The sequence below is a fragment of the Kribbella catacumbae DSM 19601 genome (genome assembly GCF_000372465.1).
Taxonomy (GTDB): domain Bacteria; phylum Actinomycetota; class Actinomycetes; order Propionibacteriales; family Kribbellaceae; genus Kribbella; species Kribbella catacumbae.
Window position 1 is genome coordinate 224,320 of record NZ_AQUZ01000001.1, and the last position, 22,658, is coordinate 246,977.

Consider the following 22,658-nt stretch of genomic DNA (forward strand, 5'->3'; position numbering starts at 1 on the left):
GATTCCGATGCGACGACAGCTCGTGCCGACCATCACGACGGTCACGGCCGTGACAGGTGTCGTAGCGTTCACGCTGGTCGCCAGCGCCCCGGTGGGCAACGCGGCCGCGCGCGCCTCGTCGGCGTACGCGGTCAGCGCGGAAGGCCAGGTCCCGATCGCGAAGACGCCGTACGCCGAATCGCTCGACGGCAAACGGCGAAGCACCTCCGCCCTCGAACTGCCGAAGAACCCGCTGCTGTCCGTCCGCGCCGGTACTGCGACCGCCGGGAACGACTCCGCCGCGGTCGAGCTCTTCGACGTGGTCGTCGGCCCGGACATCCTCAGCCAGGTAAAGCTCCCGCCCGACCTGAAGAAGAGCTGCGCGAACCTTCCGGCCACCGGCGCCGACGAGTTGCCGATCCCGAATCTCCCGCTGCCCGAGCTCGGCATTCCGCTGCCGGACCTGAACACGATCGACCTGCCGGTCAAGAATCTGCCGGACCTGTGCAAGCTGCTACTCACCCCGCCGAGTTCGCTGCTCGGCATCGAAGGCCTGAGCGTCTGGTGCTCCGGCGATCAGGGCGGTGTCGACATCGGTGCGCTGACGCTGCTGGGCCAGCGGATCGCAGTACCGACCGTCAAGCAAAGCGCGACGATCCCGGCGGCGCCGCTGGCCACCATCACGGTCAACCAGCAGGCGAAGCACTCGGACGGCGCGTTCACCATCACCGGCCTGACAATCAACCTCGGCGGCGGCGCCCAGGTAATCCGCCTGGCCTCAGCCACTTGCGCCAAGCCAGCCGCCAAGCCCACCCCAAAGCCGACCACGCCGACGACAACACTCCCCGTCCCACCCCCAGACGAGGCCCCGGCCGCCCCGGTCCCCACCCCGGTTAAGACCCACCACCCAGTCACCGGCTGACCCGGGAGTTCCCGGTCACGGCTGACCCGGCGGTTCCCAGTCACCGGCTGACCCGGGAGTTCCCGGTCACGGCTGACCCGGCGGTTCCCGGTCACCGGCTGACCCAGTCGCCCCGGCTGACAGCGCTGATCCGAGGCAGGGGCCGGACCGCCGCCACTGTCGAACCTCGCCAGCAAACGCTTCCCCGCGGCGTGTCGCGGCTCCGGTTCCGGGTTCGGTAGTGGTGGCGGTCCGCGCCCGCTCACCGGCACCGGCACGCTCGGTTCGCAGTACGGGTTAGAGCTTGATCCCGAGCAGTGCGTCGACAGCCTGGGCGACCAGTGCGGCGGACTCGGGGTCGTCGCCGTTGGTTTCGGCCCAGAGGTCGACGGCAGCGAGTGCCGCCACGGTGTCGAGGTCGTTGGTTAGTGCGGCACGCAGCGCGTCGACCGCAGCCGCGCCGTCGGGGCCAGTCCCCCGGGTGATCGCGCCTCGCCAGACGTCCAGCCGCTCCTGTGCGTCGAGCAGGTCGGACGACGTCCAGAACCAATCGGTGCGGTAGTGATGCGCCAGCAACGCCAGCCGGATCGCCATCGGATCCGAGCCGCCCTTGCGCTCCTTCGAGACGAGCACCAGGTTGCCCTTGGACTTCGACATCTTCTCGCCGTCCAGCCCGACCATCGCCTGGTGCACGTACGCCCGCGCGAACGGGTGCTCTCCCGTCGCCACCTGCGCCCCACTGGCCGACATCTCGTGATGCGGGAAGATCAGATCACTCCCACCGCCCTGAACGTCGAACCCCATCCCGAGATGCTCCAGCGCGATCGCCGAGCACTCCACGTGCCACCCCGGACGCCCCCGCCCGAACGGCGAGTCCCAGGCCGGCTCCCCCGGCCGCTCAGCACGCCAGAGCAGGCTGTCCAACGGGTCGCGCTTGCCCTCGCGATCCGGGTCGCCACCTCGCTCAGCGAAGAGCGCCCGCATCGTTTCCACGTCGTACCCGGACACGCCACCGAACGCCGGATCCGCCTTCACAGCGAAGTACAGGTCGCCGTCGACGGAGTACACCGCGCCGGCCCGCTGCAAGTCCTCGATCGACCTCGTGACGAGCTCGATCGACTCCACCACGCCGACGTAGTTCTGCGGCGGAACCACCCGCAGCGCGGTCATGTCGTCGCGGAACAGCTGGATCTCGGCCTGCGCCAGATCAGTCCAGTCGACGCCGGTCGCGGTCGCACGCTCGAGCAGCGGGTCGTCCACGTCGGTGATGTTCTGCGTGTACGCCACGTCGTACCCGGCGTCCAGCCAGAGCCGGTTGATCAGGTCGAACGTGACGTACGTCGCGGCGTGCCCCATGTGGGTCGCGTCGTACGGCGTGATCCCGCAGACGTACATCCGGGCCGGGCCGTCGCCGCCGGGCGGCACCTCGACCGGCCCCGCCGAAGCGGTGTCGTAGAGGCGAAGACGCCGGGACGGCCCGGGTACGACCGGGATTTCTGGTTTCGTCCACGCCTGCATGGGATGGAGCCTATCCAGTCAGCGAATTCGCGCCACGACGCGGTTCCACTCTCCGATCCAGCGCGCGCTCCCGGCTTTTATGCGCTAGTGCCACTCCAAGCCTGTACGGCGTACTCGGCGAACGTGGTCGCCGGCCGCCCGAGGAGCTTCTCCACCGTGTCGGTGGGCGCTGTCAGGTTCCCCGCGCGCATCAACTCGAACATCACGCCCAACAGTTCCGCGACCTCCGCCGGATACCCCTCGGCAAGCACCTCTGCCTGGTACTCGGCCGGCGACAGTTCGACGTACTCGATCGTCCTCCCGCTCACCTTCGAGATCACCCGGACGGCCTCGGCGAACGTGAGCGACTCCGGCCCGGACAGCTCGTACACCTGCCCGAAGTGCCCGTCCCCGGTGAGCGTCAGAGCAGCCACCTCGGCGATGTCGTGCACGTCGACGAACGACTCTCCCACCGCGCCCATCGGCAGCGCCAGCCGCCCGGCCAGCAGGGGTTCATGCCACAGATCTTCGGTGAAGTTCTGGTTGAAGTTGTTTGCCCGCAGTACCGTCCAGCCGACCCCGGAGGCCGCCACCGCCCGCTCGGCCTCCACCATTCCAGGCCCGAATCGCCCCTCCGCGTGGTCGATCCCGCGCCCGGACAACACCACGAACCGCTCGACGCCGGCCCGCACCGCCTGCGTCACAAATGCCTCGATCGGCTCCGGATCATCCGGCGCGATCAGATAGACCGCCTTCGCCCCGTCCACCACGCCGGCCCACGTCTGCGGATCGGTCCAGTCGAACCGCACCTCACCCGATCGCGACGCCGCCCGTACTTCGTTGCCATCGGCCCTTAATTGCCGGACTACCCGCCGGCCTGTCTTCCCCGTTGCTCCAAGCACCAGAATCGTCATACCCATCAGCCAACCGTCCGGCGCCCCGCAGAGCCATGCGCGAGATCGCCGACCACCTGTGTGTCCGTCCCACCGTCTACTTTGGGACCCATGGATCCCCTCGACGAGCTTCTGTACGCCGTCCGCGCGAACGGCTCCGTGCTCGGTACGCCGGCGCTGTCCGCCGACTCCGCGCTCCGCTTCACCGACGGCGCCGCGCTGACCCTCTGCGCCCCGTTGCGCGGCGAGGGCTGGCTGCTCGTCAACGGAGAGACCGTGCACCTCAAGCCCGGCGACACCGCGATCGTCCGCGGCCCCGAGCCGTTCGTCTTCACCACGAGTCTCGACACGACGGCCGAGCCGGTCGACGTCAGGTGTGACGGCACTGTAGGCGCCGACCACCCAGGCGGCACTGTGCTGCTCGCCGGCGCCTACTACGTCCGCCAGGAGATGCCACGACGCCTTGTCCGCGGGCTCCCTGCGGTGATGGTCGTCGCCGAGGACCTGGACTGCTCACCGCTGCGCGCGTACATCGAGGGCGCCCTCGCAGTCGGCAGGCTCGGCCGGCAGGTCAGCCTCGACCGGCTGATGGACTGGCTGATGGTCTGCACGCTGCGCGACTGGTTCGACCTCAACTCGCCCCGCTGGCACACCGCTCTCAGCGACGAGGTGATCGGCCCGGTCCTGCAAGCGATGCACCACTCCCCTGCCGATCCGTGGACCCTCGCCTCACTCGCCGAGGTCGCCAGCGTCTCCCGAACCACGCTGGCCAGGCGCTTCACCGAGCTCACCGGCGAAAGCCCTCTCGGCTATCTCACCGATCTGCGGATGACCCTGGCCGCCGACCTGCTCGCCGAGCCGGGCTCGTCGGTCGGCGCGGTCGCCCGCCGGATCGGGTACGCCGACGCCTTCAGCTTCAGCGCCGCCTTCAAACGCGAACGCGGCATCAGCCCCAGCAACCTCAGCCAGCCCGCGGGGGTCTAGACGCCCGCGGTCTAGAAGGCCGGCCAGGGGATCGCCGGCCAGTCCTCGCTCGGCAGCGGGAAGGTGCCCGTCTTCAGGATCGACGCACACCGCTCGCGGGTCGCGGTCAGCTCGATGGCGGTGATCAGCTCGCACAACTCGCTGCCGAGCTGCCCGGCGAGACCATCCGCGAGCTTCCTGACATCCTCGAGCAGCTCGTCAGGTACCGCCTCACCGGCCCAGCCCCACAACACCGTGCGCAGCTTGTCGTCGGCGTTGAAGGTGACGCCATGGTCAACCCCGAACACCCGCCCGTCGCCCGGATTGAGCACATGCCCGCCCTTGCGGTCGGCATTGTTGACCACGGCATCGAACACCGCCATCCGCTGCAGCGCGGCGTTGTCCGCATGCACCAGCGTCACCGGGTTGTGCCGCCCGTCGAGAGCATCCAGTACGCCGACCCACCCCTTCGGCACCCGGCCCTGCGGGACGATGTCGACCAGCTCGGTCTTACCCGGCGGCAGCTCCGCCTCGTCGATCCAGAGCTGGACCATGCCGACACCGAGCGGCCCGTCCCGAAGCAGCGTCGGCGGTACCAGGTTCCAGCCGAGCGCCTCCGAGACGACGTACGCGGCGTACTCGCGCTGAGCCAGCGTGCCGTCCGGGAAGTCCCACAGCGGCCGCTCGCCCTCGATCGGCTTGTAGACGACGGTCGCCGACTCGCCCTCGAGGCTGACCGCGCCCTGGAACGTGCCGTTGGACGCGGCCATCAGCCGGCCGAGCAGGGACAGCTCACCGCGCGCGAGCAGGTCCAGATCGATCATTCGCGGACGTGCCTGCGGTAGCCGTTGGCGCGCGGGCAGATGTGCCCCTCCGGGTCGATCGGGCGGCCGCAGAACGGGCAGCTCGGCCGGCCGGACGCGACCAGCGCGACGGCCCGGCGAGCGAACGCGCGGGCCTGCTCTTCGCTGATCCGGACGATGAACACCTCGGCGTCCTCGGACTCCAGCGCCGCCGTGACGGGATCGGTCTCCTCGAGCTCGGCCTGTTCGCCGGCGACGACGGCGAACACCTCGATCACCACCTTCTCGGCGTCGGCCTCCCAGGCCAGCGTCATGGTGCCGGCCCGGAACTCCTCCTCGATCGGCTGCTCCAGCGGGTCGGTGTCGTCCACCCCGGCCGGCCCGGCCGGCTCCCGGTCGAACCGCCGCGCGACCTCGTCCAGCATCACGTCGAGCCGCTCCGCGAGCGCCATCACCTGTTCCTTCTCACAGGCCACCGAGGTCAGCCGGTTACCCGCCCTGGCCTGCAGGAAAAAGGTCCGGGCACCGGGTTCACCGACGGTGCCGGCGACGAACCGATCAGGATCGTCATACGAATGCACTACGCGCGCCATGTCGGAAACCCTAGAACATGCCCGGTAGTCCCCTGCAGTCGCGAGCAGGTACTCGGTGCGGTAGCTCGGCGTGCTGGAGTGAAGGCCTCGATGTTTTTCCATCGTGGCCTTTGCTCCAGTGCGGCGAGATGCCGTGCCGAGTGCCGCGCAGCACGCAGGGGGCTACCGGGCATGTTCTCGTTACCGTCCGCCGACCACTGCGTCGGAGGACTGCACTGCGGACTTCCGGGCGCGGCCTTTGGCCTTCGCCGGAGGCTTGGGGATGAGCGAGGCGAGCTCGCTGCCGGAGTCGTTCAGCCGGACCAGGAACGGCCTGGTCTTGGTGTAGCTGATGATCGTGGTGGAGGCGGTGTCGACGACGATCCGCTGGAACGCGTCCAGGTGCTGACCGAGCGCGTCCGCGACGATCGCCTTGATCACGTCACCGTGCGACACGGCCACCCAGAGCGCGCCGTCGCCGTGCGTGCGCGCCAGCTCCGCGTCGTGCGCCCGGATCGCGTCCACCGCGCGCTGCTGCATCCCGCGCATCGACTCGCCGTTCGGGAACGTGACGCCGGACGGGTGCTGCTGGACCACCGCCCACATCGGGTCCTTGGCCAGCGTGCTGATCTTCTGCCCGGTCCAGTCGCCGTACCCGCACTCGGTCAGTCGCCGATCCGTTGCCGGACGCAACGCCGGGTGATGTTTCGCGATCGCCGCCGCGGTCTGCTTGCAGCGGTCCAGCGGCGAAGTGACGATCGCGGCCAGCGGCAGCTCCGCGAGCCGCTCCCCCACCGCGGCGGCCTGCTGTACGCCGGCGTCGTCGAGCTTGACCCCTGGCGTCCGCCCGGCCAGTACGCCGGACGTGTTGGCACTGCTGCGTCCGTGCCGGACCAGAATCACCGTGGGCATAAACCGCACGTTATCCGGTCGGGCAAGCTCCCCCTGATCATTCGCCCCTTTTTGCCCCTCGCCGCTCCCCCCACAACTCCGGGGCTGTGTCCACAGAGGGGCAAAAAGGGGCGAATGATCAGCAGAGTTGCCATGATGTGACCGTGATCGTGGATTGCGGGGTCTATTCCGAGGGCGAACGCCATGACCTGCCCAAGGACCCCGAGACGGTGGCGCAGGCGATCGGCGACGACGGCGAGGCGTTCGGCTGGGTCGGGCTGTACGAGCCGACCGAGGCCGAACTGGCCCGCGTCCAGCGGCTCTTCGACCTGCACCCGCTGGCCGTCGAGGACGCGCTCTCACCCCATCAGCGGCCCAAGGTCGAGCGCTACGACGACTCGATCGTGATGGTCCTGCGCACCCTCTGGTACGTCGACGCCGAGGACGCCGTCGAGACCGGCCAGGTCAGCGTCTTCGTCGGCCGCCGGTACGTCGTCACCGTCCGGCACGGCGAGGGCGCCCCGCTGACCACCGCGCGCAAGGAGCTCGAGGAGCGTGCCTCGGTGCTCGGCCACGGCCCGGCCGCGGTGCTCTGGGCGATCTGCGACTCCGTCGTGGACGGCTACGAGGCGGTCGCCGAGGCCGTCGAGGTGGACGTCGACGAGGTGGAGACGTCGGTCTTCTCCCATGAACGCACCAGCGACGCGGCGCGGATCTACACCCTGAAGCGCGAGGTGCTGGAGATGCGCCGGGCGATCGGCCCGCTGCGCGAACCGATCGAGGCGTTCGCGCACGGCGGCGTACCGGGGATCAGCCAGGACTCCGCGCCGTTCTTCCGCGACGTCGCCGACCACGTCATCCGCGTCTCGGACCAGACGGACGCGCTCGACACGCTGCTCAGCTCGGCGCTGAACGCCCACCTGGCCCGCGTCTCGGTCCAGCAGAACGACGATCTCCGGCGGATCTCGGCATGGGTGGCCATCGCCGCCGCCCCGACGATGATCGCCGGCGTCTACGGGATGAACTTCGACCACATGCCCGAGCTGCGCTGGTACTACGGCTACTTCGCCGTCCTCGCGCTGATGTTCGTCACCTGCGGCTCGATGTACGCCGGCTTCCGCAAGGCGGGCTGGCTCTAGTTCGCAGTACCGGAGGTTGACCTGTAACGCCCCGCATCCTGGTGGACATGGGCCAGTTATGACCACTATCTCTGGGCCCGTACTGCGAGCGGTGCGGGGCGAGGACGAGGAAAGGTTCCGCACGCTCTTCGAGAGCCACGTGCGCGAGCTGCTCGGCTATGCCCTGCGCCGGACCCGGTCGCCCGACGACGCGGCCGACGTGGTCGGCGAGACCATGCTGGTGGCCTGGCGGCGGCTCGGCGAAGTACCGGCCGACGGCACTGCCAGGCTCTGGCTGTACGGCGTCGCCCGCCGGGTTCTCGCGAACCACCGCCGCGGCCTGATCCGTCGCGAGCGACTCGGCGAACGGCTGCGCTACGAGCTCGACCAAGTGGTGCCCGACCCCGCCGACGCGGTGGAGTCCGGCGCCGTACTGCGAGCCGCGATCGCCCGGCTCGGCGAGGACGATCGGGAGCTGATCATGCTGACGACCTGGGAGGGGCTGGATCCGGGCGAGGCGGCCGTCGTCCTCGGCGTACCGGCTCGCACGGTCCGGACCAGGCTGCATCGGGCCAGAGGCAGGTTGAGGAAGTTGCTCGGAGACGCTTTCGCGGATCGTGGACATGGACGGGATGACAAGCAAGCGCAGTCAGTTCAGGAGGAGCGATGAACGACCAGGAGCTCGACCGTCTGATCGCGCAGGCCAACCCGTTCGGCACCGACACCGTCCGGCAACTGCCGGTGGCCGGCGCCGAGTCCGACCTGCTGGAGGACATCATTACCGCACCCGTTTCCGCCCCACCTTCGATTCCCCCGCAGTTGCCGCAGCGGACCAGACGCAGGCGCAGGATCCTCGTCGCCGCGGCGGCCGCCGTGATCGCGGCCGGGGTCGGCATCAGCGGCGCCCTCTTCCCGAAGGGGAACCCCGCCGCACCGTCCTCGGCGTACGCGGCCGAGGTGGTGGCGGTCGCCGAAGCGAACCCGAGGCTGCTGCTCGACAAGCCCGGCTGGAAGGTCATCGGGATCGGCCAGTTCACCAAGGAAGCCGGCGAGATGCACCTCAGCAACGGCAAACAGTCGCTGTCGGTGCACTGGCGTCCGGCGGAGCTGTACAACGACTTCGCCGACGACCGTGGTGACAACAGCGTCAAGCAACCGATCGAGTTTCTCGGGCAGCACGGCACGCTGTTCGTCAGCGAGAACGGCAGGGGCGCCAACGTCGCCCACACCTACACCACCGTCCTGCCGGTCAGGGGTGTGAACTTCCTGGAGATCCGCACCGACACCGGCTCGGAGCAGGCGTATCGCGAGCTGCTGGTGGCGCTCAAGCCGGTGGACGTGAACACCTGGCTCGACGCCCTGCCCGGCTCGGCGGTGAAGCCGACCGACACCGCGAAGGTGGTCACCGAGATGCTGGCCGACATCACGGTTCCGGCCGGCTTCGACCCCAAGCCACTGCAGGGGGGCGGACTGTCCGACCGGTACGAACTGGGCGCCAAGGTGACCGGCGCCGTGACGTGCGCGTGGGTCAAGGAGTGGGAGAAGGCGAAGGCAGCCGGTGACGCGGCCGGTGTGAAGACCGCCGTCACCACGATGGCCGGCAGCAGGTCGTGGAAGGTGCTGCTGGAGATGCAGAAGCGCGGCGCGTGGCCGGAGGGGATCTGGGAGATCGCCGACGCCATGGCCACGGGCAAGCCGCTGCACCCGGAGCTCCGCCTCAGCGTCTGCAAGTAACAACCCTGCCGGGCTCTCCTACCAAGGGAGAGCCCGGCACTGCGCTGCGCCGCGCTAGCTCCAAAGCCAGTAGGTCAAGCGGTTTCGGGGAGGGGAGTCGTCTTCGCCGTCACCGGCACTGCGGTCTGTGTGCCTCGCCGTGGCCGACCGCCGGCAGGGCGCGGAATCAGTTGCTCGGGTGCTCGACCATACGGCCGCCGTGCCGAGCGCGCGGACGCCTGCGCGCGCATGCCCCTGTTCCGATCCCCCGACACGCCGGGGTAAGCGTTTGCTGACCGGAGATAGGTATGCCTGGACGACCCAGACCCGCCCCCAGGGCGCCCGGCCCGTGCCCCAGGTCGATCACCTCTGGCCGGTTGAGGAGGAAAATGTCCCGGACCGGGGGCAAAACCCTCTCCAAGTCCGGCGACAACCCTCCCCAACCTCGTACACCACTGGGCGCAGCCACTCACCACGCATCCAGGTACGCCGGGTTGCGGGGGCCGATAGCGGGTTCTGCTACCGATGGCGCCCCTTCGGACTAGTGGTCGATTAAGGCCGCTTCGAACAGGCTTTGGGGCTCAGGTCGCCGTGATGGTGCTGGTCGCCAGCAGGATCAGGATCACCACGCCGAGCAGCACCCGGTAGAAGGCGAAGATCTCGGTCGAGTGCTTGGCGACGAAGCGGATCAGCCAGGCCACCGACGCATAGCCGACGATGAAGCTGACCACCGTGCCGACCAGCACCGGCACGACGCCGATGTGACCGTTGAGCGCTTCCTTCAGCTCGAACACGGCGGCGCCGACGAGCGCCGGGATGCCGAGCAGGAACGCCATCTTGGTGGCGGCGACCCGGTCCAGGCCACAGAACAGGCCCGCGGTGATGGTGGCGCCGGAGCGGGAGACGCCGGGGATCAGCGCCAGGCACTGGATGATGCCCATCACGATCGCGTCGATCAGCGTGATCCTGGTCAGCGGCCGGGCTTTGCTGCCCAGCCGCTCGGCGGCGACCATGAAGAACGACCAGCCGATCAGCGACGCCGCGACCCACCACATGCTGCGCAGCGGGCCGGAGATGATGTCCCTGGCCAGGTAGCCGACCACGCAGATCGGCAACGAGCCGACGATCACGAACCAGCCCATCCGGTGGTCGAAGTCGCCGCGGAACTCGGGGTTGCGCAGCCCGCGGAACCAGGCGACGGCGTACCGGCTGATGTCCTTCCACATGAACAGCACCACGGCCGCGATCGCGCCGAACTGGATCACCGCGGTGAACGCGGTGACGGCCGGCTCGTCGATCTTCTGGCCGAGCATCTTGGAGACGATGGTCAGGTGGCCCGTGCTGGACACGGGCAGGAATTCGGTCAGACCCTCGACGATGCCGAGGATGATGGCGTCCCAGATCGTCATCGGGGCTCAGTCACCGATCCCGGCGAGCTCGAGCGCCTCGGCGACCGTGCGCAGCGTCGTGATCCGCTGTTCGACGGTCGGCTCGAACGGGGTCAGCGCGACCGTGGTGGCACCGGCTTCGGCGTACGCCGTCAGCTTCTCCGCGATCCGCTCCTTGCCGCCGAGCAGCGAGATGGAGTCGATGAAGCCCTGCGGTACGGCGGCCATCGCCTCGCGGTGCTTCTTGGCCAGGTACAGGTCCTGGATCTCCTTGGCCTGCTCCTCATAGCCCATCCGGACCGCGAGCGCGTTGTAGAAGTTCTTCTCCCGGCTGCCCATCCCGCCGATGTAGAGCGCGGCGTAGCCCCGGATCGGGTCGGCGGCGGCCTCGAGGTCCTCCCCGACCATGACCGGGACCGACGCGACCACGTCGAAGCCGTCCAGTGAAGCCCCGGAGCCCAGGTCGGGCTGGCGGGCCGCGCGGCCCGCCTTGATGTGGTTCAACTGCTCTCCCAGATACGAGGGGTCGTTGAGGATGCCGAGCCAGCCGTCGGCGATCTCGCCGGCCAGCTCGAGGTTCTTGGGTCCGACCGCGGCCAGGTAGATCGGCACGTGGTCGCGGACCGGGCGGATGGACAGCTTGAGCGGCTTACCGGGACCGTCCGGCAGCGGCAGGGTGAAGTGCGAGCCCTCGAACACCACGGTCTCACGGCGCATCGCGGAGTTCACGATCGCAACGTACTCGCGGGTGCGGGCCAGTGGCTTGTCGAACCGGACGCCGTGCCAGCCCTCGGACACCTGCGGTCCCGACACGCCCAGGCCGAGCCGGAACCGGCCGTTGGACAGCCGGTCCAGGGTGGCCGCGGTCATCGCGGTCATCGCCGGGGTCCGGGCCGGGATCTGGAACACCGCCGCGCCGACGTCGATGGTCGAGGTCTGGGCGGCGATCCAGGTCAGCAGCGTAGCGGCGTCCGAGCCGTACGCCTCCGCGGCCCAGGTGACCGAGAATCCGAGCGCTTCGGCCTCCTTCACCAGCCTCAGATGATCGAGGTGGTCGTCGCCACCGAAGACGAAGCCGATGTTGAGTCCGAGTCGCATGACAGGCGAGCCTAACGAGCCGTTGCCGGTGACCCGCAATAGGCTCGGTCCATGCAGCAGCGCTATCTCGGTCACAGTGGCCTCACGGTGAGCAGGCTCGGCCTGGGCACCATGTCCTGGGGCCGCGACACCGACGAGCATGAAGCGCGCGAACAGCTGGCGGCGTTCGTGGCCGCCGGAGGCACCCTGATCGACACCGCGGCGGCGTACGGCGACGGTGACAGTGAGCGACTGATCGGGTCCCTGCTCGGCGACGTGGTCGACCGCGACGACCTGGTGATCGCCACCAAGGCCGGTTTCAGCGTCCGCCGCGGCGAGCGGATCACCGACACCTCGCGCGGCGCGCTGCTGCGCGACCTGGAGGGCTCGCTGCGCCGGCTCAACGTCGACCACATCGACCTCTGGCAGCTGCACACCTGGTCCGACGACGTGCCGCTCGAGGAGACGCTGTCCGCCCTGGACCACGCGGTGAGCGCGGGCAAGGTCCGGTACGTCGGGGTCTCCAACTACGCCGGCTGGAAGTCCGCCCGGGCAGTCACCTGGCAGCAGGCCTGGCCTGGGCGCGCAGTACCGGTGTCGAACCAGGTGGAGTACTCGCTGCTGGCCAGGGACGCCGAGGCGGATGCCATCCGGGCTGCCGGCGGCCTCGGGATCGGAGTACTGGCTTGGTCGCCGCTTGGGCGCGGTGTGTTGACTGGGAAGTACCGGACGGGCATCCCAGCGGACTCGCGGGCGGCGTCTCAGCATCTGTCGAGATTCGTCGACCCCTACCTGGACGGCCGAGGTTCGGGCATCGTGGAAGCGGTCGCCCGTGCCGCTGACGGACTGGGCTGGACTCCGCTCGAGGTGGCACTCACCTGGGTCAGGGACCGGCCCGGGGTGACCGCTGCGATCGTCGGGGCCCGGACGGCGATGCAGCTGAAGTCGGTTCTGGGTGTGGAGGAGCTCACTCTGCCGCCGGCCATCGTGGCGGCGCTGGAGGATGTTTCGTGAGGTAGTGGTTGGTGTCCGGAAGGTCGGAGGTGCGGATGGCCGAATACGAGCTGCAGCAGTTCGAGGTGTCCAGGACGGAGTCGCGAGGTGCCGTGCGACGCCTGCTCACCGAGCACGCGGAGTACGGCGGCTGGGAGCTCGCCCGGCTGAGACGCTATCCCGACGGCACCCGGCGGGTCTGGCTCCGCCGCCGCATCATCCGGGTGATGCGGACTTTTTAGGCCCTGCTTGTACTGCGGCCCTGGTCTCCAGGTGCTGCGGTCCTCGCCAGCAGGTCGCCGAGCTCCGTGCGGTGGTAGAGCACAGAGCGGCCGGTCCGGGTTCTACCGACCGCGCCCGCGTCCCGTAGTACCGCCAAGTGGTCCCCCACCGTTCCCAGCCCGAGGCCGAGGACAGTCACCAGCTGACTCGTGCTCGCCGGGCTCTCCAACGCTCGGAGCACTGCCGCACGGTTCCCACCGATCAGCTTGCCGATCCCGCCCGGTACTGCGCTCTCCTGCGCCTGGGCTGTCCCCCTGGCCGGGTAGACCACTGCGTAAGCGCGCGGCGGGTCGATGCACAGCCAGCCGCTGTCGAGAGTGCACGGGACCAGGACCAGTTGCGCATCAGCCAGCACCCGGGTCGGGTAATCGTGCCGATTGACCTCCAGTTGGCCTCCCCCGAGCCAGCGGACTGAGGGGTCGAGGCCGTCCAGCGCCCGGCTCCAGCCATAGGCGGCGAGTAATCCGGCCCGCTGCACGACGTCCCGCTCGAGCATTGCCCGGCGTCGCGGCCAGTCGGGAGCGAGCACTGACGTCCAGACTTCCTCGAGCAGATCCGCGACCCGCTCTACCAGGTCCGATTGGTCCAGTGCATGCGGCAGGCGGCCACCAGCAGCCGTGGTGAGATCTGACCGCGCCTCTTCCAGCCCAACGGTCCGTACTGCGGCCAACTCGTCGGCGAAGGTGGTCAGCATTCCTCCTGACGGCGGCCTGGTGAAGAAGTCGGGCAGCCAGCCAGTGGTCGTCAGCAGCGTCACCAGGGCGTCCACCAGCGGATCAGCGGCCCGGAGCTTGGTGACCCTGCTCTGGTGCTCGTCGATCCAGCCGGCCAACCAGGCGGGGCGCTTGAGGCCGCCGAGCATGATCAGCGCGCTGACGGTCTCCACCATCGGCGACACCGCGAACCGTGCCGTCGCGAGGTTGTCCGGGCTCAGCTTCAGAATGGTCATGGTTTCGTCTCCTGGCGAAACAGTAGCTCGCCGTTGGGGCGGTGGTTCAGCCTCAGCAGGTGCGTACTTATCGCGAACTGTTCACCGTCTCCGAGTTCCGGGTGCTCTTCGCCGGCGGAGCCACTTCCGTTGCGGGCTCGACCATGCAGATGCTGGCGCTCTCCGCACTCGTCTATGCGACCACCTCGTCGCCACTGTTGGCCGCGCTCGCCTATCTCGCGGGATTCGCTCCCCAGGCTCTGGGAGCTGCCACCTTGCTGTCCTGGGCCGACCGGGTGCCACCGCGCGGCTTCCTGGCGGCTTGGGACTGCGTGCGCGCGGCTGGTGCTCTGCTGCTGGCCGCGGATGTCCTGCCTGTCTGGGGGATCTTCGTGCTGATCATGTCCCTCGGCGTTGTCGACGCTGTCGCCTCCGCGGTACGTACCGCAGTACTGGTGGATGTGCTGCCGCGGGACGGGTATGTCCTGGGCCGGTCGGTACTCAACATCACGGTCGGGGCCATGCAGATCGTCGGCTTCGGAGTCGGCGGGACGTTGCTGGCCGCGGTCGGGCCCCGAGCCGCCTTGCTCGTCAGCGCGGCACTCGCTTTCGCCACGGCCCTGGTGACTCGGCTAGGGCTGCGATCCCGCGCGCCCAAGGTAACCGGCGCCGCCACCATCCGCACCACCACGGCCGGCAACAAGCGCCTATTCGGCGACCGGACCACCCGCACGCTGCTGCTGGCCCAGTGGATCCCCAACGGCCTGATCGTCGGCGCCGAGGCCCTGTTCGTCCCGTACGCCGGTGACGCGGCCGGGGCACTCTTCGTGGCGGCTGCGGCCGGGATGCTCGTGGGGGACGTCGTGTTCGGGCGGTGGGTGCCCCATGAGCTTCGCAATCGGCTGGTGATCCCGCTGCGGCTGCTGCTCGCCGCGCCCTACCTGCTGTTCCTGCTGGAGCCGGCCGTGTGGATCGCCGTTGCAGCGGTCGGGGTGGCGTCGGTCGGCTATGCCGCCTCGCTGGCCTTACAGGACCAGTTCCTGGCCGTAGTGCCCGAGTACCTACGAGCCCAGGGCCTCGGCCTGGCCGGCAGCGGCATGATGACCGCCCAAGCCCTCTCCGCCACAGTCGTCGGCCTAGGCGCCGAACTCTCAACCCCCACCATCTCCATCGCCGGCGCCGCCTTCCTCTCCCTCCTAGTCACCGCCACCCTGGCACCAGGCCTGAAAGCCCCCACCAAGGTCCCCCTCTGACCTCTGCGTGCTCCGAGGTGTGCGCTTGGCCGTCCCGGCTCGCTGACGTGCGGCCTCTGACATACCCCGACTAGTTGGGGTATGTCAGAGGTTGTGCTGGACCCAGACGTTCGGTTCGACGTACACGGCGTGGTTGTGCTCCACGTCGCAGTGGACGGGCACGAGCGCCTTCGGCACGATCACCTCGCCGGTGTGGTCGAACGGCAGTCCGGTCCACTCCCGCCACTCGTCGAGCGAGCCGGCCATCACCATCGAGGTCGGCGCGACCTTGAGGATCTCGGCGCCCGCCTTCACGTGGACCCGCAGCCACGGGTCGACCGGTAGGCCATCCGCGCGGAACTGCTGGATGTACTCCGTCATCGGCTGGCCGGCGTCTTCCTTGCCATTCGGGCGGACGGGTGCGTAGAGGGTGTCGAGACCCATCGCCGCCACGTTTTGGCGCATCGCGGCGAGCATGTCGTGGGACAGTCCACGGCCCAGATGGCTGGCCGCGATAGAGATCTCCAGCGCGCTCGCCACGGTCGGCCGGCGCCCGTTGCGGTGGTCGGCCACGCCCCACTGCAGCGCACTGTCCCAGCCGCCGGCGGGCAGCTCGGTCCGATCCTCGTCCGGGAACACGAAGGGGATGCTGCGGCCGTGCGCGACCAGTGTGTCGCCCTCCAGCGCGAGCAGGCAGTGCTCCGGGAACAACTCCGGCACGCGGCCCATCAGCGTGTTGCCGATCGGGTCATGCCTCATGAACTCCGGCCAGCCGCCGGAGAACGTCTGCAGTTTCTCTAGCAGCTCAGGCCGCTCGGCCAGAGTGGTGATCACGATCTCGTCGGACATGCTCCGCAGTTTCGCAGTCCTCGCCTGCTCGCGCAGCCCGATTTCGCCGTACCAGCAGTACTCCGAGCGCCACCGCCGCGGTCAGCAACCCGGACCCGATCAGCGTGTTCTCGGCACCGGCCACCGCGATCACCGGTCCGCCGATCAGGTACCCCGCGGAGCTGCTCGCGTTGACCACCACCGACTGTCCCGACAGCAACGCCCGTCGCTCCGCTCCCGCCGACGATCTCGTGATCAGCATCGAGATCGCCGCGATCCCGAGCACCACGGTCACTCCAGAGAGCGCCGCCAATACTGCGACCGCGGCCGGAGTCGTCCAGACGCCCATCCCGACCCAGCAGAGCCCCATCAGGGTCCACGAGATCGCTGCGAGCGGCACCGGAGAGATCCGCCTGATCACTGCCAGAGACGCCATCGTGCCGGCCACTGAACCGACCCCGTAGCCAGACATCCCGGCCGCGAGATACACCCCCGGCTGTCCGCGCTGGGCCCCGATCACCGAGAGCCCGAGGATGAAGGAGAACCAGGTGAAGCAACCCGCCCCTCGCGCGATCCAGCCGTAGAGCACGTCCTGACGTCCGACCAGACTGCCGCGGATCGACGGCATCACGGCCGCGCTCGGAGAGCGCTCCCCCACGATGCCGACTGCCAGCAACCCGGCCGCGAGAACCGTCGCCGCCTCTATCCACAACAACGCGTTGGCAAGCCCTGCGGCCACCGCCAATGCACCGACCGGCGGGCCTATCACCATCCCGACCCGTCTGATCCCGTCCTGCCAGGTCAGCAACATCACTGCGCGGTCCTCGCCCCAACGATCGCCAGTGTCGGCCAGTAGGGCGCTCCGGCCGGGATTCGAGAGCGCATCTCCACAACCCAGCAGCAATCCGCCCGCGATCAGCACGGCGGCATGCAGCACCCCGAGCGCGGCTGCTGCCGGAACCATCGCCAACGCCACCGCCTGAAACGCCGCCACCACGGCAAGCCGGCTTCCTGAATCGACCCACTGCCTCGCCCGCCGCGCCCACCAAGGTGACAACAGGACAGGCAACCCGGCAGCACCGCTGGCCAGTCCGGTCGCCGCCACCGAGCCCGTCTCCTGCAGCACCACCAAGGGCAACGCGATCTGCGCGATCCTGAACGCCAGGTCCGCGGAACCACCGCCTGCCAGCAGAAACAACGCATCCCGACGAGTGCTCACACGATCGATCGTCGGTCACTTCGGGCCCGACTGGTAGCCAGCGGCAACTACCGACCTGCCATAGGCTGTACCTATGGCTTCATCACCATCGGTCGAGGATCTCCGGCTGGTCCTGACGATCAGCCGCACCGGTTCGGTCGGTACCGCGGCGCGGGAACTGCGGATCTCCCAGCCGTCCGCCTCGCAACGCCTGTCCCGGCTGGAACGCGCCTGCGACACCCAGCTCTTCTTCCGCGACACCCGGGGCGCGAGGCCGACCCCCGCCGGCACCGAACTCGCCCGCCGCGCGGAGCACATCCTCGGCCATCTGGAGGAGGTGTACGACGCCACCCGTGCGGCCGCCGCCGGGAGACGCCTCGTCGTCGGCACCTTCGTGAGCCTGGCGCCGATCCTGTTCCCTGTCCTCGACGCCGAGCTCTCCGACATCGACATCGAGCAGGTTGCCGACCACGGCCAGCAGCTCGCCGGAATGGTTGCCGAAGGCACCATGGACGCCGCCTTCATCGCGATCGCCGACCAGATGGTGCTGCCCCGCGGCGCGGTCGCCCGCCCGGTCGGCCGGGACGAACTCGTCCTCTTCGTACCGCGCGGCGTCGCACCGCCCGGCACCGGCCGGCAGCCGCTCAGAGAGCGCGATCTCCCGTTCTCGACCTACGATCGCGGCGCCGACCAGATCCGCGCCCGCCTGATCGCCCTCGGCGCCAACGCCCGTCGCGGCGTCACCCTCGGAACCACCGTCGCCATGGCCAGACACCGCTCCCAACTGGCCCTGATCCCCCGGAGCGCGCTCTCCCACGAACTCCGCCCCGGCGAACGGCTCGTCCCTGCCCCGTTCCGCTACCGCCTCACCCTCACCCTGGTCACCGGACCCACGCCGCCGGCCCGACTCCTTGCCCTCCTCCCCCAACTCCGGGATGCCCTACATCTGTCCCCGGTCCGCCGATCCGGCTGAACCCGGCCTGTGTTGTTGAGGACTCAGCTATGGCGGTGGACGCCTCCGCGACGTAGAACTGCGGATGTACCTACTTTTCACCGGGAGGGATCATGTTCAGTCGTTCCACTGCCATCGCGGCAAGCGTCGTCCTGGGGATCTCCGCCTTCGCCGTACCGGCCGCCACCGCAGCTCCGGCCATCCCCTTGAGCGGCGGCCAGGAGACCACCCCCGCCGACGAGGACGGTCACGGCTTCTTCACCTACTCGATCGAGGGCACGATGTTCTGCTGGACCCTCAGCTGGAAGAACATCGCCACCCCCACCGCCGCCCACATCCACGTCGGCGCACGCCACGTGGCCGGCCCCGTCGTAATCCCGCTGGACACCGACGGCCTGCCCGGGCCTGAGATGACGGGCTGCAGAACGATCACTCCCCAACTAGCCGCGGCGATCAGCGCAGACCCTGGCGCCTACTACGCCAACGTCCACAACACCACCTTCCCCGCAGGCGCCATCCGCGGCCAACTGAAGTAACCCGCCCATCTCCTCAGCTCCACCCTGCGAAGAACGCCAAGCCGGCAACAACGCGGACAGCTACGCCCGGCCGGGCATCCCCGGCCGGGCGTACCGCAGTACGGGCTGGACCCCGAAGCCATCGCGGAGATGCAGGCCATCAAACCAGCGCGTACTGCGTGGGTGAAGGCGAGGAACTCCGTAAGCTCTTCATCCGACTCGAAGGTGCCCGCGGCAAGGTCGTCGACCGATCCGATCGGCTGCGTGTTCTTCGCCGCGAGCAAATCGTCGACAAGCAGCCGCGGCCGCGCCGGAGGAATACCTGATAGGTCAGCACTGCGTGTACCCACGGGCGACCTCCTCCTCCGGAAACTGAACTCGGTCAACCTAATGCTCGCGACGTCAGGCCTGGTCGAAGAAGCGATCCAGCACCCGGGAACCGAACTCCAGCGAGGCGGTGGGGACGCGCTCGTCGATGCCGTGGAACATGCCCATGAAGTCCAGGTCCGGCGGCAGCTGCAGCGGTACGAAACCGAAGCAGCGCACCCCGAGACGGGACCACGACTTGGCATCCGTGCCACCCGACATCAGCAGCGGGGCGGTACGGCTCTGCGGATCCTCGGCCGCCAGGCACGCCTTCATCGTCTCGACCAGGCGACCGTCGAACCCGGTCTCCAGCGCGATGTCCTCGATCACTGTCTCGCGCTGCACCTTGTCACCAATCAGCTCGTCGATGGTGGCGAAGAACTCGTCCTCGTACCCCGGCAGGAACCGCCCGTCGACATGCGCCTCCGCGTCGCCGGGGATGACGTTGACCTTGTAGCCGGCGCTCAGCATCGTCGGGTTGGCCGTGTTGCGGATGGTTGCCCCGAACATCCGGCTGAAGCTGCCCAGCTTGGACAGCGTCTCGGTCATGTCCTCGGGGTCGAGCTCCGTACCGAGGACGTCCTCGAGCGTCTTCAGGAACTCGTTCACGGTCGGCGTCATCCGCAGCGGCCACTCGTGGTTCCCGATCCGGGTGACGGCCTCGACCAGGTTCGTCACCGCGTTGTCCTTGTTGATCATCGAGCCGTGCCCGGCCGTCCCGCGCGCCTTCAAGCGCATCCAGTTCATGCCCTTCTCGGCCGTCTCGATCAGGTAGAGCCGAACGTCGTCCTTGACCGTGAGCGAGAACCCGCCCACCTCGCCGATCCCCTCGGTGCAGTCGGCGACTGTGTCCGGGTGGTTCTTGATCAGCCACTGCGCGCCGTACAGGCCGCCGGCCTCCTCGTCCGCGGTGAACACCAGCCGCACCGGCCGCCGCGGCTTGACCCCCGCCCGCTGTCGCGCCCGGACCACCGACAGCACCATCGCGTCGAAGTCCTTCATGTCGACCGCCCCGCGACCCCAGACACACCCGTCGAAGATCTCCCCGGCGAACGGATCCACCTTCCAGTCCTTCGGATCAGCCGGTACGACGTCCAGATGCCCGTGCACCAGCAGCGGTTCGGCGTCCTGGTCCTCCCCCTCCCAGTGCGCCACCAGAGAGGCCCGCCCCGGCTCCGACTCATAAATCGTCGACTCGATCCCGACCTCATCGAGCTTGGCCGCCACATACTCCGCGGCGTCCCGCTCCCCGTTGCTCTTCCCATTGCCGTAGTTGGTGGTATCAAACCGAATCAGCTCACTACAGAGCTCCACCACCTCGGCGTCGGCGATGTACGGTCGGTCAGCGGTCCCCGGAGCAGTCATAGCTCTATCCTCTCCCACCCTCGGCCGACGGTCGCGGCGGCCATCGGGGGCCCGCGCCGTCGCTCCTGGACGGGACCACGCCTCCCATACCCGTTACATCGCTCGCATGACCTGCTACGGAACCGGGTACGAGACGACCATGAGGGGCGACCGGGTAGAGATCGTCATTGACACCGGCAACGGGGTGTCGACGTACGAGATCGCCGCGACCAAGGCCGGCCGCCGGGTCGAGATCAATACCACCCGCAACCTCACCGAGGTGGTCGAGGTGACCCGGTCCGGCAAGCCCATCCGCACCGCGCGCTTCATCACCGCCAGGGTGATCGCCTTGGTCGAACACCCCGCGCCGAACGGATCCACACCGGCGTGACGGCACCGCAGCCATTGTCATGAGCCCGGCCTGGCCCACCGAGCCTGATGAACTGATCTCACTCCAGGTCGCCCTCGGTGGTGAGACTCCTGGGCCGTGGAACCCGCCGGCCGAGTACCTCACCGGCGGCGCATGGATCTGCTTCCCGCGTGGGCTTTCAGGCCCAGGATCGCCGGGAGATCAGGCCTGGGCCGCCGCGGTCGTCATGGATGGCCCACGCATCGTCGCGCGGCACCTGATCGAGGGACGGACCCCGTCCGCCTACATCCCCGGCCTGCTGGCACTCCGCCTCGGTCCGCTGCTGGAGGTCGTCGTACGGCGCCTCGTGCCGGCGCCCGACGTACTCCTCCTGGACGCGACCGGGCGTGATCACCCACGCCGATGCGGATTGGCCACGCACCTGGGCGCCGTACTGGATCAGCCCACGGTCGGCGTGACCCACCGCCCGTTGAACGCATCCGGAGCCTGGCCGGCCGACGAGCCAGGCGCGACATCGCCATTGGTCATCGGAACCGAGCAGGTCGCGACCTGGCTGCGGACGAGACCGGGCACCCGGCCGCTCGTCGTACACCCAGGCTGGCGGACCGACCTCGACTCCGCCTGCCAGATCGTCTCGGCGTCGCTCGGCCGGCACCGGACGCCGGAGCCTCTCCGACGAGCCCGCCAGGCCGCCCGACGAGCCCGCGCCGACTGAGCCGGGGTGGTTTGATGGGATTCGTGAAGGAGGACAGATGGCGGTTCCTGGACGGCACGTACCGATCAACGCGCCCGCCGAGCTGGCCGACACCGAGTTGTTCGCGATCGACGCCTACCTGCGGGAGTTCGAGTCCCCGGTGGTCGAGGTCGACGAAGAGCAGCGGCGCGTGGCGTTGCGCCGTACGGCGTTCTTCCCTGGCGGCGGCGGTCAGCCGCACGACATCGGACAGTTCCAATGGTCCGACGGCAGCGCGCCGGTCACCCGGGTCAAGCGCGACGGCCGGCTGATCTGGCACTGGCTCGACGCCGACCACCTGCCCGATCCTGGCGCCGAGGTCCACGGCGAGCTCGACTGGACCCGCCGGCATCTGACCATGCGGACTCACACCGCCCTGCACATCCTCTGCGGCGTGATCTGGGCCGACCACGGCGTACCCGTGACCGGCGGCAACATGGACCCCGGCAAGGGCCGGCTCGACTTCGCCTTCGACGCGATGTCGGCCGAGTTCGGCCGCCGGATCGAGGCCCGGATCAACGCGGAGATCGCGGCCGCCCGCGAGATCGTCGTCGACTTCGTCGGCCGCGAGGTCGCCGACGCCGACCCGGCCCTGATCCGGATCGCCGCCCACCTGATCCCGCGCGAGATCGACCCGCTCCGGGTGATCGACATCGTCGGCCTCGACAAACAGGCCGACGGCGGCACCCACGTCCTCAGCACCGCCGAGGTCGGCTCCGTGTCCGTCACCGGCACCGAATCCCGCGGCAAGGCCAACAAACGCATCCGCCTCGAACTCCGCTAACCCCCGCAGCCGCACACACCACCCCGTACGCCGTCCCATCCGCACCCGCCCCACCGGTACGCCGAGCGGTCCCAGACCCGCCGCCCGAGGCCGCCAGCACCCCAAGACCTCCCGATGTGAATTTCACCCGTGGAGTTTGCTAAGGTTCTCCAGTCAACGTCGCTCAGCATCACCGAGCGGCAGACCACTCGTCCGGGTGGCGGAATGGCAGACGCGCTAGCTTGAGGTGCTAGTGTCCTTTACGGGACGTGGGGGTTCAAGTCCCCCCTCGGACACGCAGGCTAACCACACGCGGGGCACTGATCGAAACGTCGATGCGGGTGCGGTTGCACGCGATC

24 protein-coding genes and 1 tRNA gene are annotated in these 22,658 nt (G+C 69.1%); 14 read left to right on the forward strand and 11 right to left on the reverse strand.

From position 1 onward, the window contains the following. Nucleotides 1–7 precede the first annotated feature (7 nt). A complete protein-coding gene (locus A3ES_RS0101045; RefSeq protein ID WP_020384909.1) occupies nt 8–901 on the forward strand; it encodes a hypothetical protein in 894 nt (297 codons plus the stop codon). A gap of 276 nt (nt 902–1,177) precedes the next feature. Here the strand turns inward: A3ES_RS0101045 and mshC are convergent, their stop codons facing one another. Beyond that, nucleotides 1,178–2,398 (reverse strand): cysteine--1-D-myo-inosityl 2-amino-2-deoxy-alpha-D-glucopyranoside ligase, encoded by a 1,221-nt coding sequence (gene mshC / locus A3ES_RS0101050; RefSeq protein ID WP_020384910.1) that lies wholly within the window; start codon nt 2,396–2,398, stop codon nt 1,178–1,180. Between the two features lie 77 nt (nt 2,399–2,475). Then, nucleotides 2,476–3,291 carry an NmrA family NAD(P)-binding protein gene (locus A3ES_RS0101055; RefSeq protein WP_051084592.1) on the reverse strand — a complete coding sequence of 272 codons (816 nt, stop codon included), beginning with the start codon at nt 3,289–3,291 and terminating at the stop codon, nt 2,476–2,478. Nucleotides 3,292–3,381: 90 nt separating this feature from the next. On the opposite strand from A3ES_RS0101055, the gene A3ES_RS0101060 reads away from it, so the two are divergent. Continuing rightward, nucleotides 3,382–4,254, forward strand: coding sequence for an AraC family transcriptional regulator (locus A3ES_RS0101060; protein WP_020384912.1), 873 nt, complete (start codon nt 3,382–3,384; stop codon nt 4,252–4,254). Nucleotides 4,255–4,265: 11 nt separating this feature from the next. On the opposite strand, the gene A3ES_RS0101065 is transcribed toward A3ES_RS0101060, so the two are convergent. The 3 genes from A3ES_RS0101065 to A3ES_RS0101075 all read right to left on the reverse strand — a co-directional run bounded on the left by A3ES_RS0101065 (nt 4,266) and on the right by A3ES_RS0101075 (nt 6,520). Beyond that, complete coding sequence (locus A3ES_RS0101065) at nt 4,266–5,057, reverse strand: SCO1664 family protein (RefSeq protein WP_020384913.1); 792 nt, start codon at nt 5,055–5,057, stop codon at nt 4,266–4,268. After that, nucleotides 5,054–5,629 (reverse strand): DUF3090 domain-containing protein, encoded by a 576-nt coding sequence (locus tag A3ES_RS0101070; protein ID WP_020384914.1) that lies wholly within the window; start codon nt 5,627–5,629, stop codon nt 5,054–5,056. Before A3ES_RS0101070 ends, A3ES_RS0101065 begins: the two co-directional genes overlap by 4 nt. Before the next feature lie 180 nt (nt 5,630–5,809). After that, entirely contained in the window at nt 5,810–6,520 is a 711-nt protein-coding gene (locus A3ES_RS0101075) for a histidine phosphatase family protein (RefSeq protein WP_020384915.1), read from the reverse strand. A 143-nt stretch (nt 6,521–6,663) separates the two neighbouring features. Here A3ES_RS0101075 and corA point away from each other — a divergent pair, with 143 nt between their 5' ends. Genes corA through A3ES_RS0101090 form a run of 3 tightly spaced genes read left to right on the forward strand, consistent with a single transcriptional unit; the run spans nt 6,664 to nt 9,351 of the window. Then, nucleotides 6,664–7,638 (forward strand): magnesium/cobalt transporter CorA, encoded by a 975-nt coding sequence (gene corA / locus A3ES_RS0101080; protein WP_026162455.1) that lies wholly within the window; start codon nt 6,664–6,666, stop codon nt 7,636–7,638. A 58-nt stretch (nt 7,639–7,696) separates the two neighbouring features. Beyond that, complete coding sequence (locus A3ES_RS0101085) at nt 7,697–8,287, forward strand: RNA polymerase sigma factor (RefSeq protein ID WP_051084593.1); 591 nt, start codon at nt 7,697–7,699, stop codon at nt 8,285–8,287. Then, nucleotides 8,284–9,351 (forward strand): hypothetical protein, encoded by a 1,068-nt coding sequence (locus A3ES_RS0101090; protein WP_020384918.1) that lies wholly within the window; start codon nt 8,284–8,286, stop codon nt 9,349–9,351. Before A3ES_RS0101085 ends, A3ES_RS0101090 begins: the two co-directional genes overlap by 4 nt. Nucleotides 9,352–9,911: 560 nt before the next feature. Here A3ES_RS0101090 and A3ES_RS0101095 read toward each other — a convergent pair. After that, entirely contained in the window at nt 9,912–10,739 is an 828-nt protein-coding gene (locus A3ES_RS0101095) for an undecaprenyl-diphosphate phosphatase (RefSeq protein ID WP_020384919.1), read from the reverse strand. Between the two features lie 6 nt (nt 10,740–10,745). Next, on the reverse strand, nt 10,746–11,816 hold the full coding sequence (locus A3ES_RS0101100) for an LLM class F420-dependent oxidoreductase (RefSeq protein WP_026162457.1): 1,071 nt from the start codon (nt 11,814–11,816) through the stop codon (nt 10,746–10,748). Nucleotides 11,817–11,867: 51 nt separating this feature from the next. Between A3ES_RS0101100 and A3ES_RS0101105 the strand changes: the two genes are divergently transcribed. Further along, complete coding sequence (locus A3ES_RS0101105; protein ID WP_020384921.1) at nt 11,868–12,809, forward strand: aldo/keto reductase; 942 nt, start codon at nt 11,868–11,870, stop codon at nt 12,807–12,809. Between the two features lie 11 nt (nt 12,810–12,820). Further along, on the forward strand, nt 12,821–13,030 hold the full coding sequence (locus A3ES_RS0101110; protein WP_475008776.1) for a DUF5703 family protein: 210 nt from the start codon (nt 12,821–12,823) through the stop codon (nt 13,028–13,030). On the opposite strand, the gene A3ES_RS0101115 is transcribed toward A3ES_RS0101110, so the two are convergent. Continuing rightward, nucleotides 13,027–14,019: an ArsR/SmtB family transcription factor gene (locus A3ES_RS0101115; protein WP_020384923.1), complete on the reverse strand. Its 993-nt coding sequence runs from the start codon at nt 14,017–14,019 to the stop codon at nt 13,027–13,029. The genes A3ES_RS0101110 and A3ES_RS0101115 overlap by 4 nt on opposite strands. A 59-nt stretch (nt 14,020–14,078) precedes the next feature. Here A3ES_RS0101115 and A3ES_RS45800 point away from each other — a divergent pair, with 59 nt between their 5' ends. Further along, nucleotides 14,079–15,251: an MFS transporter gene (locus A3ES_RS45800; RefSeq protein WP_020384924.1), complete on the forward strand. Its 1,173-nt coding sequence runs from the start codon at nt 14,079–14,081 to the stop codon at nt 15,249–15,251. Between the two features lie 84 nt (nt 15,252–15,335). On the opposite strand, the gene A3ES_RS0101125 is transcribed toward A3ES_RS45800, so the two are convergent. Both A3ES_RS0101125 and A3ES_RS0101130 read right to left on the reverse strand, forming a co-directional pair. Further along, complete coding sequence (locus A3ES_RS0101125; RefSeq protein WP_020384925.1) at nt 15,336–16,079, reverse strand: hypothetical protein; 744 nt, start codon at nt 16,077–16,079, stop codon at nt 15,336–15,338. Beyond that, nucleotides 16,036–17,277, reverse strand: a complete 1,242-nt coding sequence (locus A3ES_RS0101130; RefSeq protein WP_020384926.1) for an MFS transporter — start codon at nt 17,275–17,277, stop codon at nt 16,036–16,038. The genes A3ES_RS0101125 and A3ES_RS0101130 overlap by 44 nt, the downstream gene beginning before the upstream one ends. Nucleotides 17,278–17,350: 73 nt before the next feature. On the opposite strand from A3ES_RS0101130, the gene A3ES_RS0101135 reads away from it, so the two are divergent. Next, on the forward strand, nt 17,351–18,229 hold the full coding sequence (locus A3ES_RS0101135; RefSeq protein ID WP_020384927.1) for a LysR family transcriptional regulator: 879 nt from the start codon (nt 17,351–17,353) through the stop codon (nt 18,227–18,229). Between the two features lie 92 nt (nt 18,230–18,321). Next, nucleotides 18,322–18,744, forward strand: a complete 423-nt coding sequence (locus A3ES_RS0101140; RefSeq protein WP_020384928.1) for a CHRD domain-containing protein — start codon at nt 18,322–18,324, stop codon at nt 18,742–18,744. Between the two features lie 381 nt (nt 18,745–19,125). On the opposite strand, the gene A3ES_RS0101150 is transcribed toward A3ES_RS0101140, so the two are convergent. Continuing rightward, entirely contained in the window at nt 19,126–20,454 is a 1,329-nt protein-coding gene (locus A3ES_RS0101150) for a M20/M25/M40 family metallo-hydrolase (RefSeq protein WP_020384930.1), read from the reverse strand. Nucleotides 20,455–20,560: 106 nt separating this feature from the next. On the opposite strand from A3ES_RS0101150, the gene A3ES_RS0101155 reads away from it, so the two are divergent. The 4 genes from A3ES_RS0101155 to A3ES_RS0101170 all read left to right on the forward strand — a co-directional run bounded on the left by A3ES_RS0101155 (nt 20,561) and on the right by A3ES_RS0101170 (nt 22,595). Next, on the forward strand, nt 20,561–20,824 hold the full coding sequence (locus A3ES_RS0101155) for a hypothetical protein (RefSeq protein ID WP_020384931.1): 264 nt from the start codon (nt 20,561–20,563) through the stop codon (nt 20,822–20,824). A gap of 19 nt (nt 20,825–20,843) precedes the next feature. Further along, nucleotides 20,844–21,518: an endonuclease V gene (locus A3ES_RS0101160; RefSeq protein ID WP_020384932.1), complete on the forward strand. Its 675-nt coding sequence runs from the start codon at nt 20,844–20,846 to the stop codon at nt 21,516–21,518. A gap of 37 nt (nt 21,519–21,555) precedes the next feature. Further along, nucleotides 21,556–22,320, forward strand: coding sequence for an alanyl-tRNA editing protein (locus A3ES_RS0101165; RefSeq protein WP_020384933.1), 765 nt, complete (start codon nt 21,556–21,558; stop codon nt 22,318–22,320). Between the two features lie 190 nt (nt 22,321–22,510). Next, nucleotides 22,511–22,595, forward strand: a tRNA-Leu gene (locus tag A3ES_RS0101170). The last annotated feature ends 63 nt before the right edge of the window (nt 22,596–22,658 follow it).